This is a genomic window from Thiomonas sp. OC7 (assembly GCF_900634595.1).
GTDB classification, from domain to species: Bacteria; Pseudomonadota; Gammaproteobacteria; order Burkholderiales; family Burkholderiaceae_C; genus Thiomonas; species Thiomonas arsenitoxydans.
The window spans coordinates 2857888-2872137 of record NZ_LR131953.1; the positions used below are offsets into that span (position 1 = coordinate 2857888).

10 protein-coding genes are annotated in these 14250 nt (G+C 61.4%); 2 read left to right on the forward strand and 8 right to left on the reverse strand.

The window, feature by feature from the left end:
* Positions 1-149 precede the first annotated feature (149 nt).
* A complete protein-coding gene (locus BIO17B3_RS13730) occupies positions 150-1286 on the forward strand; it encodes an NAD(P)/FAD-dependent oxidoreductase (protein ID WP_156054456.1) in 1137 nt (378 codons plus the stop codon).
* A gap of 115 nt (positions 1287-1401) precedes the next feature.
* Here the strand turns inward: BIO17B3_RS13730 and BIO17B3_RS13735 are convergent, their stop codons facing one another.
* The 3 genes from BIO17B3_RS13735 to BIO17B3_RS13745 are packed head-to-tail and all read right to left on the reverse strand — an operon-like array spanning position 1402 to position 4681.
* Positions 1402-2199 carry a hypothetical protein gene (locus BIO17B3_RS13735; protein WP_156054457.1) on the reverse strand — a complete coding sequence of 266 codons (798 nt, stop codon included), beginning with the start codon at positions 2197-2199 and terminating at the stop codon, positions 1402-1404.
* Complete coding sequence (locus BIO17B3_RS13740; protein WP_156054458.1) at positions 2192-2854, reverse strand: cytochrome b/b6 domain-containing protein; 663 nt, start codon at positions 2852-2854, stop codon at positions 2192-2194. Before BIO17B3_RS13740 ends, BIO17B3_RS13735 begins: the two co-directional genes overlap by 8 nt.
* 12 nt (positions 2855-2866) lie before the next feature.
* Entirely contained in the window at positions 2867-4681 is a 1815-nt protein-coding gene (locus BIO17B3_RS13745; protein ID WP_156054459.1) for a tetrathionate reductase family octaheme c-type cytochrome, read from the reverse strand.
* Between the two features lie 471 nt (positions 4682-5152).
* On the opposite strand from BIO17B3_RS13745, the gene BIO17B3_RS19250 reads away from it, so the two are divergent.
* Entirely contained in the window at positions 5153-5374 is a 222-nt protein-coding gene (locus BIO17B3_RS19250; protein ID WP_232054297.1) for a hypothetical protein, read from the forward strand.
* 3 nt (positions 5375-5377) lie between these two features.
* On the opposite strand, the gene BIO17B3_RS13755 is transcribed toward BIO17B3_RS19250, so the two are convergent.
* The 5 genes from BIO17B3_RS13755 to BIO17B3_RS13775 form a co-directional block, all read right to left on the reverse strand.
* Positions 5378-8182, reverse strand: a complete 2805-nt coding sequence (locus tag BIO17B3_RS13755) for a bifunctional diguanylate cyclase/phosphodiesterase (protein WP_156054460.1) — start codon at positions 8180-8182, stop codon at positions 5378-5380.
* A gap of 61 nt (positions 8183-8243) precedes the next feature.
* Positions 8244-8723: a type IV pilin protein gene (locus BIO17B3_RS13760; protein ID WP_156054461.1), complete on the reverse strand. Its 480-nt coding sequence runs from the start codon at positions 8721-8723 to the stop codon at positions 8244-8246.
* A 138-nt stretch (positions 8724-8861) separates the two neighbouring features.
* Entirely contained in the window at positions 8862-12377 is a 3516-nt protein-coding gene (locus BIO17B3_RS13765; RefSeq protein ID WP_156054462.1) for a hypothetical protein, read from the reverse strand.
* 5 nt (positions 12378-12382) lie between these two features.
* Positions 12383-12931 carry a hypothetical protein gene (locus BIO17B3_RS13770; protein WP_156054463.1) on the reverse strand — a complete coding sequence of 183 codons (549 nt, stop codon included), beginning with the start codon at positions 12929-12931 and terminating at the stop codon, positions 12383-12385.
* The gene (locus BIO17B3_RS13775) at positions 12919-14250 is read right to left on the reverse strand and encodes a PilW family protein (RefSeq protein WP_156054464.1); all 1332 of its coding nucleotides are present in this window, start codon (positions 14248-14250) and stop codon (positions 12919-12921) included. The genes BIO17B3_RS13770 and BIO17B3_RS13775 overlap by 13 nt, the downstream gene beginning before the upstream one ends.

Here is a 14250-nt window from a genome sequence, read left to right on the forward strand (position 1 = left end):
TCCAGAGCACGTCAACGGTATTTACAAAGCGTTTCAGAAGCGGTGGGGCAGCCCGGGCAGCAGACCCTTTGGCTCTGACAATTCACAAGCCCGAGCGGCCATGCCGGGCCTATGCTTCGCACTTGTCGTATTCGCAGAGCCCCTTCATCATGTCTGACCATTTTGTTGTACTCGGCGCGGGCTTTGCCGCCCTCACCGCGGCGCGCACCTTGCGCTCCAAGGCACCGCAGGCGCGTATCACTCTGGTGGCGCCCAAGGCCGAGTTCGTCTATCTGCCCAGCCTGATCTGGGTGCCCACGGGGGTGCGCAAGAGCAGCGATCTGGTCATCGACCTGGCGCCGTTTTTGCACAAGCACCGCATCGACTTTCTCGCCGCCGAAGTGACCGGGCTGCAAGACGGCGGGCGCACGGTGCTGACGACCGGCGGGCCGGTGGAGAACGACGGCCTGATCATCGCCACGGGCGGGCGCTTCATCAAAAAGCTGCCGGGTATCGAACATGCCATCGCGCTGTGCGAGGGCGTGGCGGCGGCGGAAAAAATCCGCGAGCGGCTGCTGGCGATGGACAGCGGGCGCATCGCCTGCGGCTTTGGCGGCAACCCGCAGGAGCCCACGGCGGCGCGCGGCGGGCCGATGTTCGAACTGCTGTTCGGCATCGACACCTGGCTGCGCCGCCAGCGCAAACGCGACAAGGTGGAGCTGGTGTTTTTCAACGCCTCGGAAAAACCCGGCCAACGCCTGGGCGAGCGCGCCGTCACCGGGCTGCTGTCGCACATGGCCAAGCGCCGCATCGATACCCATCTGGGCCACAAGCCGCTGCGCATGTCGCCCGAAGGGGTGGAGACCGAGGGCGGCCTGGTCAAGGCCGATCTCATCCTGTTCATGCCCGGCATGACAGGGCCGGGCTGGACGCACAACTCCGAGCTGCCGCGCTCGCCCGGCGGCTTCATTCAGGCGGACGCGCATTGCGCCGTGCCCGGTTTCGAGCGGGTGTTCGTCGCTGGAGACGCCGGCAGCTATCCCGGCCCGGACTGGCTGCCCAAGCAGGCGCACATGGCCGATCTGCAGGCCAAGGCCGCTGCCGAGAATCTGCTGCTGGTGATGCAAGGCCAGCCTGCGCAGCATGTGCCCAAGGCCGAGTTGGTGTGCATCGTCGATACCGTGGACAGCGGCATTTTGGTGTTCCGCGACGAGAATAAAACCATTGTACTGCCGCCTTCTCGCGCCTTCACCTGGGCCAAGCGCTGGTTCGAGGGAAAATACCTCAAGGACTACCGCTCGGCTTGAGTGGCTCTGCCGAAGCAGCCTTACCTCAGCCCAACCCTCCCCGTGCCATGGGGGAGGGATTACTCCTCATCCACTCGTGGGGGAGGCTGGGAGGGGGAGAGGTTTTATAAGCCGCTCACTGCGTCTTCTGGTCGATCAGCACATTGCCCAGTGCATCCTTGAGCTGCACTTCATCCACACGCAGCAGCAACCCTTGCGTCTTGGCGTCGCCGCCGAGCACGGTGGCGAAAATGGTCATGTGAAAGTGCTGGTAGTTGGCGATGGCGTCGTCGAGGGTTTTCATCACGGCGGCATCGGCGCAGGCTAAATGGCGAAATGCTTCGGGGTGATCGTAGGTGTAGTGATACGGCGAGTTGTCGAAGTAATACCCGGCGCTGTGGATGAACAGGCGGTTGTCGATGGGGTAGTACTTGCCCTGCGGCACATAGGCGTCGAGCGCGATGTCATCGACGTCGATGCGCAGCTTGGGGTGAGCTTTGTCGAAAGCGATCATGGCGTCGACCTGCTGCTTTTCCTTCGCGCTGGCCTGCACCGGCGCGGGCGGTTCGATCATTTCGGTATTCGGCGTGAGGATGCCGGTGTAGTTCACCGCCTGCTTGGAAAACGCATAGACATAGGTCTTGAGCAGCACGGCGTTGTCCAGTTCGACAAACCCGTCGCGCTGCTTGATGGCGTGTACGCCCAGGCTTTGATCGATGCGCACACGCGAGGGCGAGCCGGGCAAATCGGTGAGCGAGGCGCTTTCCAGATTGATTTGCGTCGCCGGGGCCGAGGCGGGCTTGGCCGCAGGTTCGGCAGCCTGCGCCAGGGTATCGATGCTTAGAACGGCGCTTAGGCTCAGGGCCGAGAGTGCGGCGCCCAGCACGGTTAACTGCAACAGATGGCCGGTGCGGGAGAGTCGGGTATCAGCCATGGTGAGGCTCCGGTTGTGCGACGCTGGAGGAAGAGGGCGCGGCCGGCTCGTCTTCATCTTCCCAGCCGGTGATCATGGCCTTGATGTAGGCGGTTGGCGGGTGCGCCGTGGTGCCCAGATAGACGTGCAGGATGAAGAACAGCAGCATCATGTAGGCGGCAGCGGTGTGGGTGAGCGCCACCCAGTCGAGCTGCAGCCCCAGGGGCGAGAGCCGAATCCAGCCATAGCTGAAAAACAGCAACAGCAGGCCGCTGGCCCAGATGAGCGGATTGATCATCAGCTTGAGCCACAGATACGCCAGCCGCTGCAGCGGGTTGTGTTTGCGAAACGGCTCCTTGTGATACGGGTGATGTTCACCGATGAACATGCCATAGGCGTAATAGCGCGCCACCGTCCACAGGCTTTTCGGGCGCAGGTCGGGGATGTAGTTTTTCCATGCGCCGGTGGTGAAGTGCCAGAAAATGGCGAAAGTCCATAGGGTCATCAGCAGCCAGGCGGCGTATTCGTGGATGAGCAGTGCGTGCTCGAAATTGAAGCCGCCCAGATAGCCGTGAATCTCGAAGCCGGTGAACAGCATGGTGATGATGAGCGCGGCCTGGCTCCAGTGCCAGAAGCGCTCGAAGCGGGTGAACCTGTAAACGCGTTGTGTCGTCATGATGATGTCCTTTCAATGACCGCGGCGACGCAGCCACAGACCGAAGCGGATGAGGCCGTGCAGCAGCACCCCAGCCAAGGCGAGCGCGGCGACGGTCAGGCCGATGCGTTCCAGCCAGGTGTTGTGGTCTTTCGGGCGATGCGGCATGTACACGCCGTTGATGTTTTGCAGCCGACCGTCGCTGGCGTGGCACTGCATGCAAGACAGCGCCTGCGTCTTGGGCGCCACCATGTGCTCGATCGGCCAGTACATATCGGTCTTGACAAAGCCGTAGTGCCCTGAATACGGCAGGTGCGCGGCCTTCATGCCAGCCTCGATCGAGGTCTGCCAGTCGTAACTCATGGTGTAGGAGTCTTTGTCGAAACCGAAGGAATGAAACACCGCGAGGATGCCCGTCTGGGTGTCATACGGCTGGTTGTTGCGCATGATCTTGAACGGGAAGATCTTGGACTTGCCGTCGGTCGGGCTGCCCTCGATGGCGTTGAGCTGCACCACGCCGTTGGTGTCTTTGAAGTCCTGCACCTTGTCGCCGACATTCATCCAGCGCTCCACGCCGTTGAACCAGCGGTACTTCGGCACCACGTTTTCCGCCCACTTGAAGCTGCCTTTGACGCCCCAGTAGGTGTTCCAGCCGTGGCTGTCGTTGATGACCAGCGGCGAGCCGTTGGGCGCGAGCTTGCCCGCGGTGGCGTAATTCCACTCCATCTTGGTGGGCAGGCCGCCGCGCGCGAACTCAGGGATGTGGCAGGTTTCGCAGGCGATGTCGCGGGTGTGCATGTTCAGCGTCGCGGCCTGAATCTGGCTGTTGAGGTCGTTGCCCTTGTGCGGCGTCTGTCCGTGGCACGACACGCAACTCGCCGCCTGGGTGTTGTGCGGGTTGCCGCGCATGAACTGCTTGTCGCCGAACATCATGTCGGTGACGTAGCGCGAACCGCTGACATTGTGGTTCTCGGTCTTATGGCACTCCTGGCAAGAGAAGTTCAGGCCATTGGTCGCCATGTGCACGTCTTCAGCGCGCGCGGGGTTGACCAGCGAGCTGTCCATGTCGCCGTGCTTGACGCCGTCGCCGCCGCCGCCGTAGAAGTGGCACTGGCCGCAGGTGTAGCGCGTGGGCGAGCCCACATGCTGCGCAATGTTGGCGAGGTTCTCCGGTTCGACGAAAGGCTTGTCGGTGCCATAGACCTCGCCGCAGCCGGGACGCACCGCGATTTTTTCCATCGCCGGATTGCCGCCGATGAACGGAATCTTGTGATAAGTCTTGGTCTGGTCGTGGCACACCAGGCAGTCCACATGATCTTGGCTGCGGTGGTCGAACGGCACGAACTTGTTCGGGTCGGTGCTGCCATAGCCCACATGGCACACGGTGCAGAACTGTTCGTTGCTGATCGGGCTGACGCAGAAGTTGTTGTAGACGTGGTTCTTGCCCACCAGTGTCTTGGTCTTGGGGTCGTAGGCCTTCCAGGTCCAGTGAATGGTGGACATGACCTGCTTGGCCGCGTCGGTGTGGCAGCTCAGGCAGGCTTTGGTGACCTGCTCGGGCGAGGTGAACGGCCCCTTGAGCTGCGGAAACTGGCTGTGATCCTGCGGCATTTCCTTGCCCACATTGCCCTTCTGCACCGTGGGCACGACACTGGGCACCACATGCCAACTATCCTGCGCCGCGTCGGCGGGTTGAACTTTTACTCCGTTCTGTGCCACGAAGGTTGCGGCATCCTGCGCCCGCGCCAAGGGGCTGAGCGCCAGTAGCCCGGCGGCTAAGAGAACGGCCTGCGCAGATCGCGCCGCGCGCGCGTTCCGGCTGTCTGCGGTTTGTCGATGGAAATCCATGGCCCACACTCGTCTCGTTGGAAGAATGGGCGAGATGCTGCACCTGCTGTTGTTTGAAAAGATTGACCGTTCGCAATCGATTTCTGGCGCCGTGTTTCGGTGAAGCCATCTCTTGATCTGGCCACACAAAAGAAAAATAAAGATACAGCGCGACACAACGGATTACATTCAGACCAAGCGTGGTGCTCACCCGGCCGCTGGGCCAAGACGGCGCCGATGCGGCTGGCCTGTATCTGAAGCGCATCAAGCGCGTCTACCTCAGCGACTACCTCGTCATCTTCTGGCTGCAAAAACTGTTTGCACAGGGGCAGAGTGCGGTGTTCGATCTGGGCGGGCATATCGGCATCGGCTACTACGGCTATCAGCGTTACCTCGACTATCCGCCGGGTCTGCGCTGGACGGTGAGCGCAGCGCCTGGCCACGCTGGAGCGTCCTCCGCGTCACACCATCCTCAACCTCACACCGCTGCATGTGCTGGACAACGGCGGGCAAGATTACTTCACCCTGCAGAGCATCGGCACCGCTTTCTGCCCGTACCGCATCGCCGCCTACGCGCCGTTTCTGGAGGGTTTCACTCGGCTGGGCTACCAGATCGTCGACCGCTGGCAAAACCCCGACAAACATTGCCACATCGCCTTCGAGCCCGAGCATTCAGTCGATGTGTATCACGGGTTTTATCTGCGACGGGGGTGAGTGTCAGGCTGCGGGCGCGCCGTGGCGCAAGCCGGGAAGTTGCAGAAACTTCGAGGGCTCGACTGGGCGTGAATACAGATAGCCCTGCAACTCGTGACAGCCCAGTTCGCGCAGCATGCGTGCCTGCGTCTCGGTTTCCACGCCTTCGGCCACGAGGTGCAGTTGCGAGGCCTGCGCCAGCGCCACGATGGCGCGTACCGCGGGCAGGGCGCTGGCGTCGGTTTCCAGATCGATGACGAAGGAGCGGTCGATTTTCATCACGTCGATCGGCAGCTTGCGCAGCGCCGCCATGGATGAATAGCCGGTGCCGAAGTCGTCGAGCGCAAGAGTCACGCCCATGTCGCGCAGTGCGGTGAGCTGGGCGAACAGGGCGTCGTTTTCGTCCACCAGCAGGCTTTCGGTGATTTCGAGTTCGAGCGTGGCGGGCGGGACGGCGTGGCGTTCCAGCGCGTTTTGCACCTGCCCGACGAGTTCGCCCGATTCAAACTGAACGGCAGAGACATTCACCGAAACCCGCGCGATATCGATGCCTTCGCGCCGCCACTGGGCCATTTGCTGGCAGGCGGCGTCAAGTATCCAGCGGCCGATGGGCGCAATCAGCCCATACGACTCGGCTACGGCAATGAATGCATCGGGGAACAGCAGCCCGCGCTGCGGGTGATGCCAGCGGATCAGCGCTTCGGCAGAGGTGATGCGGCCATCGGCGGTGTTGACACGCGGTTGATAGAAAGCGACAAATTCACCGCGCACCAGCGCCTGCCGCAGGTCGGCCAGCAGCTGGGCCAGGGTGCGGGCTTCGGCGTCGAGCGTGGGGTTGAACAGTTGGGCGCGGCCACGGCCATAGGCCTTGGCGGCGTACAGCGCAATGTCGGCGCAGCGCAGTAGTTCGTTGCGCTCGCAGGCATGCTGCGGGCACAGGGCAATGCCCACGCTGGCGCCCACTTGAACCGGGCCGCCCGCCAGCTCGAACGGCTCGCGCAGGGCGCGAATCATGGCGTCCGCCGTGGCCTGCGCCGTGGCCGCGTCGGCCAAGGGCAATACCAGGGTGAACTCATCTCCGCCCTGGCGCGCCACGATGCCGTTGGCCTGCAGGCGGGTGCGCAGCCGCTCGCTGGCCTGGCACAGCAGCGCGTCGCCCGCTGCATGGCCGCGGCTGTCGTTGACATCCTTGAAGTTGTCGAGGTCGATGTAGAGCAAGGCCAGAGAGGCAACGGTTTGACCGGGCGCCAGCAGGGCGTCGAGCTTTTCGTGCAGGCCGTGGCGGTTGAGCAGGCCGGTGAGGCTGTCGTGCGTGGCTTGATGCACCAGCGCCCGCTCGCGGTCTTGCGCGGCCAGACCCACGGCCAGGCGATCACGCACTTCGGCGGCGGGTTGCAACTCGCTCGCGGCAGGCTCAGCGGGCAGGCCGAGGGCGATGAGGGCTTGTACCGCTTCGCCCTGCCGCAGCGGCAGCAGCGCCACCCAGCCGTCCGCAGGGGGCATGAGGCTGCGCAGGCAGGGGGCGTCGCGCAGGGCGTCTTCGTCCGCATGGTTGATCTGAAACTGCCGGTCGCCTTGCAGCCCTGACCACTGGGCCTGGGCGGCCGCATCGCAGGTCACGTCGCGCACGTCGAACACGGTTTTGTTCGTCTTGCCGTCGTGCCACAGCACGGCGCGGCGGAAATTCCGCGGCTCTTTCTGCCAGATCACCGCAGCACTGGCTTCGGGGTAGAGCCCTTCGAGTTGATCGAGCACGCGCCGGGCCAGGCTGTCCACCGAAGCGCCCGACAGAATGTCGCGGTCCATCGCGGCCAGCCCTTCGAGTGCATGAAACTGCGCGCCGATCTTGGCCGCCATGTCGTTGAACGCGTTGGCCAGCACGCCGAACTCGTCTTGGCTGTGCACTTGCACGCGCGCGCTGTTGTCGCCAGCGGCCAGGCGGCGTGTGCCCGCGGTGAGTTGTTCCAACGGCACCAGGGTGCGGCGAATTTGCCGCTGCGCGAGCAGGGCGATCAGCAGCAGCGTGGCCGCCGCCACGAGGCCCAGCCACACCGCCAGCGGCCAGCCCAGCCAGCTCACGCGGAGCGGCGGCGCTTGTTGAATGAACAGCCAGTCTGGCGCGCCAAACTCGCCGCCGAGAAAAAGCTGAAAGCGAAACACCGAGTCGGCCGCCGTGCCGCGCTGGGCGGCGGGTGCCGTGACGTTGGCAACGGGGTAAAGCAAGGCGCCTTCGGCATTGCGCACGCTCCACACGCCGCCGTCCATCGCATCATGCACCGGGCCCCAGAGGAATTGCGGGTTGAGTTCTGCAATCCACCGGGGCTGCCCATTTTGCAAGGCGGCGAGGTAGACCCTGGTCGGTTCACCCTTGGCGCGATGCGTGCGCAACAACACCTGCGTCAAACCGGCGCTGTTATCCATGAGGGGTTGAACCGGCGGGATGGCGGGGAAGGCGCGCTGCCAGTTGCGCCACAGATTGGCGGCGTTTGCGGAGGCCCATTCCGGCTTACCCTGCGGCGTTTGCAGCAGCAGCGCATCAAACGCCCGCCCCAAACCCGGGAGCTGCGCGTCAGCTTGCGGCGCGGAGGACGGCAAGGCGAGCAGCAGGGTTTTGGCCGTGAGCAAGCGGTCGAACACCTGACGGCTGACCTGCCGGGTCATGCGCTGCTGGCTCTGCATATCGAGCTGCCGCGCCACCTGATTGACTGCTGTGCTCGACAACCAGTCCGACAGCGCCAGCGGCACCAGTGCCGCAACGACGAACAAGGCAAACAACTGGCGCCCCAGGCGGCTGCCGGAAAACCAGGTGGACAGGCGCGGCGAGCGCATCGCTGCTCAACGACAACGCGGCGTAGCGCCGCAGGGGAAGTAAGAGGCGCAGGCCACGGGCTCAGTAATTGGCGGCCAGGCCGATATACGCGCCGTTGTTGGCGCGGATGATGTCATCAAGGCTGACCTTGTTGCTGATCTGCGATTTGGTCTGCCCGTTCGCCCCCATGCTGTAGAGATCGAAGTCGGTGTTGATGGGGTTGAGCGCCTTGTCCTTGCGCGCGCCGCCTTTGCCGTTTTCCTCGATGTTGTAGTAAACATAGGGGTGGCCCCAGGGATCGAGCTTGCCCGCCATGCCGATGTCGGCCAGCGAATTGGGCAACGTGCGGTTGTAAACCCAATAGTTCTGGATGGCCGCAGAGATGGACACCACGTCTTGCTGCGCCTGGGCATTTTCAACCTTGAGCCGGTAGCCGCTGTAAATCGGCAGGGCGATGGCCGTGAGCACGCCCACCAGGGCAATGGCCATCATCAACTCCAGCAGGGTGAAGCCGCGCGAGCGCTTGCCGGGCGTGCAGGAGCAGGAGATGGACAGATTCATGCTCGCTTTGTAGCGCCGCCACGCAGCCCGCAACAGGGGCCGTGCTTCAGCGAATGGCTGGTTTTGTGAAATGCTGCACAAACCGGCGGCGCGCTGTGGAGGAAAACCCACAAGGCGCCGCCGGGTTGCCAATCCCGCTCAATATTGGCGCCAGAGGATCGGTCTGTTCAAGTTTTGAAACAACTGGGTGATCGGGGTCGGCGGCGTATTCAGGTTTGTCAGTTGGGTTGTCGCCAAAATAATTGCACCGGTCGTTGTGTTGCTGCCCGTTGGACTAAGTGCGGGGCCTTTGCCGAGGTAGATATATCCACCGGTGACCACTTGCCCTTTGTAGGTGATCGGGGTGGTTGGCTCTAATCCATTGACAAAATTGAAGTAATTCAACCCCCCTGATCCAACGCCGCAAACATTCGTGCCCGTAGGGGGCTGATAGACAGGGACCCAAAACACGCCATTTTTTAAGTAGGGCACCGCAGAAACCTGCCCCATCAAAGCATTCACCCCAGACGCCTGTTGCAGAGTGCCAGAGGCGTCTGGCTCGTATCCTCCGGAACTACTGCTGGCCCAGACGATATAGCCAGAGCCGCCGCTTACCTGCTCAAACACAGTTACCTCGTTTTGTGTGGCTGCCCAGAAATATGGCATGCCGCCCTGTTCTGTGTAGCCCACATAATTGATCGGCTGAGCCGGATTGGTTGCGCCTGCAAGTTGCAGGCCGGCAGCGTCAGCAGTGGCTGTTCCGGTGAGGTACACATTCCATACTTGGCCTTGGCTGTCACCGAACCAGAGCGTGCCCGAACTGGAGTCATAGTTCAGCGCGCTGGTCACATAGTTTCCTGTGCCGAGCCCTAAGCTGGCAGACTGCGCCGAGCCGCTGGCGGGCTGACCTGTCGCCACATTCACTTCGTACAACGTGCTGGTCGTCACTTGTGTGCTGCCAGAGCCAGTCTTGGTGTTCACCACAAAGATCGCATATTGCGCACCATTGACCGTGGCGATGATGGGCGCCTGCATTTGTGGAGAGCTTCCGCCTGGCGTGGAAATTCCCCAAGTCTGCTTGGTGGGTGTTGGGCTGGGCGGGCTGGTGGACGGGTCGTCCGCCAGTTTGATGGCGTAGTGATACGCCCCTGCGCTAGCCGTACCCACCACATAGCTCGCCCAGTTCGACGCTGTAGGGTTAGTCGTCGTATCGACGGCATCCGTGGTGGTGAAACCCCCGTCAAACAGCTGGAGGCGCTGGAAATTTTGATAGTTTTGTAGCTGGCCGACAAATTCACGCGGCATCCAACCCCACGCGAGTTTGCCCGTCTGGGAATCGACCGCATACAGAAAACCGTCGTTGCTGGTGAACAACACCAGCTTCTGGCGCCCGCTCTCATTCCGCGCGAAATTCACATACCCGCCAAGCCCCCCTAAGTACTGGTCTGATGGTGGGGCCAAATACTGCAACTGATCATTCGGGCTGAAGCTCCCGAGCATCCAGTTGAGCTGTCGCCCCGCAAGATAGGAATATCCGCTTGGCCCGGCAGGGTAGGCCGGGGAGGTGGTGTCTCCTGTCGTGTTGTAGGAGGGATCCCAGGTGTAATAAAGAATGGTCTGAATATTCGGTATCGCTGGGCTGGCCGCGGTGAATCCGAAAGCCGCTTGGTCAGAGTAGGTGCCTGAAGCTGCGCCCATTTGTGCAAGAGTCGCAACAGAGCGTGCCGTTCCACTATTTGCCGACACGGTGGAATACAGATTGGCCTGCCGATTCGCCGCCGTCATGAGTCCGTATTGCGGATCGCCCACGTCCCAAAGCGCAGGGCCGCTTGCCGTGCCGATGGGGGCACTGGCGCCTGTGGTCGGTGCAGCAACGGTGCGGAAAGCCTGAACATGCCCGGCTAACTCACCTGAGTTGTTGTTGGAGGTCGCGGTATAAATCAGCCCACCAGCTGGCAGGCGTGACGGCGCCACTGGTGCGGATACGTTGATAGTGCCGAAAATCTGTGCGGCGATGCTTCCCAGAGCTGCGTTGAATGCGCTCACATTATTTGCCGGGTATTCCGTCCCCGTGCCACCGGCAATGGCCATGGCGTTGAGGGCGTAATTGGCTGCGGGATTCGCGTTGGCGTCCACACCCGCGCCAAGGCCGACGACATAGGTCTTGATGCCCTTTTTGTTCAGCGCCTGAATGGCGGTGATGGTGTCGATCAGCGCTTGGTCATTGGTCTTGCTGCTGTCCAAGCCACCCTGGGTCTGACCGCTGGGAACGTTGCCGCTATCGTCGTTGATACCGTGGTTGGAGTCGCCTGCAATGCCATAGAACGCGGCATTGACCCCATAACCCTGTCCCGCAGCGCTGCCCAGCGGCGGCCAGTTATTGCCGTTCAAGTCCATCGTTGGCAGGCCATCCGTCACCAAAATGACGTATTGACCTGCGCAAGAAGCGGTGAGATTACTCAACACATTGCCCGCGCCCTGCACCAGCCCCGCCGTCGGAGACTGATAGGCCAGCGCCTTGATCTCGCTGGACGATGAATTGTTGGTCTCTGGCTTTAACGCTGTGGTGAAAGGCGTCAGTGCCGTGTTGACTGCAGATGTGCTGGGATTTGTGCCCAGATTGGTCATGGAAACGACCTGGTTGCCGCCGGTCGCGTTGAGGCTTTGCACGTAGTAGCCAAAGCCGCGCTGGGCATAGACCACCTGAGGCGAGTACGGCACATAGCCAGCATTTGTCGGACTGGTGCCAAAGTTGCCATATGTGCCTTGTTTGGGGGAAGTGCTAGCGTAGGAAACGTAAATCGAGCCGTTTTCGTAGTCGTTAAGGCTGAAATTTGGTGGATAGGGTGACGCCGGATTGGGCCCGTTGTATGACACGAATAGTCCTGAGTTCCCATTCGAATAGAGCACGTCGTTCACGTTCGGGTCGTCGCTAGAGGCGCCGATCTGCATGTATTGATTGCCTGACAGCGTGCTGGCAGCGGAACTCGCGCTGCTGCCATACAAGCCGGATTTCGACAAACTAGTGCAGTAACTCTTGACCGAAGACGAGGCGCTGCCGTATTTGTAACAGGGGTTATTGACCCAGCGCGTGGGTGGGGGGGAGGCATTCGGATTTGCTGCATTAAAGCTCTGGTAAGCCGCGTAGCTGGTGAAACCGTTGGTCGGCAGACTGTTGGCGAAAGTGAAACCGCCGCTCGGTGACATGTAATACACCCAAGTGGTGTAAAGGCTCGTCCCCGAGGTTGAATAGTCTTCCAGCGCAAAGTCCATGCTGGGGAGATACTGGCTGAGCACCGAGGATAGACCGGCCTTGGCCACATTCAGTCGGCTGGCGCCGTTGTCCACCAGGGTGCCGTTGTTGTTGTAGGTATAGGGCGCCGAGGCGGTCTGGCTCGGGGTCATCGGCGGTGTGAAGCCGGAGGGCACTGAGTAGTTGACCGGCGAACTGCTGTTGTACAGGCTGGTCAGGCCGCTGGAGAGATTGCCCGATCCGGTCATGATGGCGCCGCTGAGGTCGCCGTCCATCGACTGCGAGTTGCCGATGGCGATGACGATTTGCGGGCGGTCAGGCGTACCGGTCGTTTGGGCCTCGCTAGGTGCTGTGGCAAAGGGCGAGAGCATCAGTGCCAAAGAGACCGAGAGAGAGACTGCTGAACGGATATGGGATTTCATGATGCTCACGAGCAAAGTTTGAACAGGGCTTCGGTGTTGGCTGCGGTGACGTTGTTCGCTTCTATCGTGTGAATGAAGATGTCGTAGAAGGAGCAGCCTGCGGAGTCTGGGGGTAGATTGGCAGACACGACAAGAGCCCAGGCATGAGCAGACGTTCCTGCCGGGAGGGGCACCGAATAGGCGGTTCCAGCGTTGATCGCTTGCGTCCAGTAGGTCGCACTGGGGGTTGGCCACCAAGCTGCAGTGCTGTTTGAGGGTGAGGAAAACCAGGCGGGCTGCGGTGAGATGTATTCGAGAGCCACACCGCCCGCGTTGTTCGAGGCGTTGGTTAGCGTTTGCTGAATCACCCGCAGGGCAATGTCGCTGGCCTGTACGTCCTTTTGCCGTTGCACGGTATTGCCAGTCATCACGGTTTGCAGCGCCGCGCCGCGCATGGTGAACAACACGCCGAATAAGAGCACGAGCAGGGTGATGAGGGTGAGCAGCAGCACATAGCCTTGCTGCTCAGGGGACCGCTGGGGTTTGCGCTGCAAGGGCGCTTTCAGCGCGGCCATATTTGATTCCTCACGGCAACTTCCGACTGCAGCACGGAAAATCGATCATTTGCGTATGCGCTGGGCACGTTATAAGGCTTGAAACTGTCAGAGGCCACGGGCCCGGTGCTTGGCAAAGTTGCTGTTGTCGGCATGATGTTGATTGCGCTGGGGGCGTTGTACTTGGGGTCGCTGTGCAATGTTTTGGAAATGATTCCAAACAGCACGCTACGCACGCTGCCCGTGAAGTGATTGCTCACCACGTCACTCCAGTTCAGGTAATTGGTAATTGCGCCTGAGTTGGTTTCATCCACGCCAAACAAGATCTGCAGGCTCACCACACCTGCGGCGACGGGAGTTGGGGGTGTGATGATTTGGTCATTAAGCGCGTTGATTTCGCTTCGCATGAGCATGGGATAGTTGCCCGCAGTTCCCGGCGCAGCGCCTGGATTGGACAGGGCGATGTAATACACCACCAAGATCCGATCTTTGTTGGCCGGGTCATGAAAGGGGAGATAAAACCGTGTCGGCGCCGGAAAGTAGGCGTTGGAAAGATCGACGCCATTGGCCAAGAATTTCTCTGATTGCAGTGCGGAATTGAATCCGCTGTAACCGTTGCTTGGAAACAGGGTTGGGTCAAGGCTGTTAATCGGATTTGGTGTCTGAGTGTTCGCAGCGCCCACGATCGGCACGCGGATGCAGACCCATTGAGGGGCCTGTTGGCCGTTTCTCAGAAAAAAGCGCAAGTAACCCACCATGCCGCCATTGATTCCGGTGACGCTGTTCAGCGGTAGTTGTGTCGTGACGACAGGTCCACTGTTAGTTGATCCCTTATTTGGGGCGGCATTCACCAGGGTGCTATTGATTAAGGTCATCGCCGCGCCGGCTGGCTGCGGAGCCACGCCGCTTTTTGCCACGTAAATGCTGAGCATGTCTGTGGGTGTGGCGGTGTAGGAGGTGGGTGCCAGCGCGGGCTGCGCGCTGGCCGTGGGCAGCGCCGGGGATGTGGTTTGCGATACGGCCGACACGGGGTACTGGTTGAACACACCGGGCATGGCCCCTGCGTTGTCGTAGGCCAGTGTGGCACTGCATGCGGGCTGTACGCCGCCCAGCATGAAGCCAGCATTGCTGAGGTCGCGGGTGACGAGGTTGAGCGCGGCGCGGGCCTGATCGTCACGCTGCGAGACGTCCGACATCTGGACGTTCTGCTTGGTCAGCGATGATTGCACCACCAGGATGGCGATGGAAAAAATCAGCCCGATCACCAGGGCGATCATCAATTCGACAAGGCTCAGGCCGCGCTGATGTGTGGCCGTAGAACGCTGGCAGAGGTGTCGCAT

Excerpts from the sequence above, each read along its gene's own strand:
- BIO17B3_RS13730 (WP_156054456.1), top strand. The coding sequence starts at position 150 with ATGTCTGACCATTTTGTTGTACTCGGCGCGGGCTTTGCCGCCCTCACC.
- BIO17B3_RS13735 (WP_156054457.1), bottom strand. The coding sequence starts at position 2,199 with ATGGCTGATACCCGACTCTCCCGCACCGGCCATCTGTTGCAGTTAACC.
- BIO17B3_RS13740 (WP_156054458.1), bottom strand. The coding sequence starts at position 2,854 with ATGACGACACAACGCGTTTACAGGTTCACCCGCTTCGAGCGCTTCTGG.
- BIO17B3_RS13745 (WP_156054459.1), bottom strand. The coding sequence starts at position 4,681 with ATGGATTTCCATCGACAAACCGCAGACAGCCGGAACGCGCGCGCGGCG.
- BIO17B3_RS13755 (WP_156054460.1), bottom strand. The coding sequence starts at position 8,182 with ATGCGCTCGCCGCGCCTGTCCACCTGGTTTTCCGGCAGCCGCCTGGGG.
- BIO17B3_RS13760 (WP_156054461.1), bottom strand. The coding sequence starts at position 8,723 with ATGAATCTGTCCATCTCCTGCTCCTGCACGCCCGGCAAGCGCTCGCGC.
- BIO17B3_RS13765 (WP_156054462.1), bottom strand. The coding sequence starts at position 12,377 with ATGAAATCCCATATCCGTTCAGCAGTCTCTCTCTCGGTCTCTTTGGCA.
- BIO17B3_RS13770 (WP_156054463.1), bottom strand. The coding sequence starts at position 12,931 with ATGGCCGCGCTGAAAGCGCCCTTGCAGCGCAAACCCCAGCGGTCCCCT.
- BIO17B3_RS13775 (WP_156054464.1), bottom strand. The coding sequence starts at position 14,250 with ATGCGACACCTCTGCCAGCGTTCTACGGCCACACATCAGCGCGGCCTG.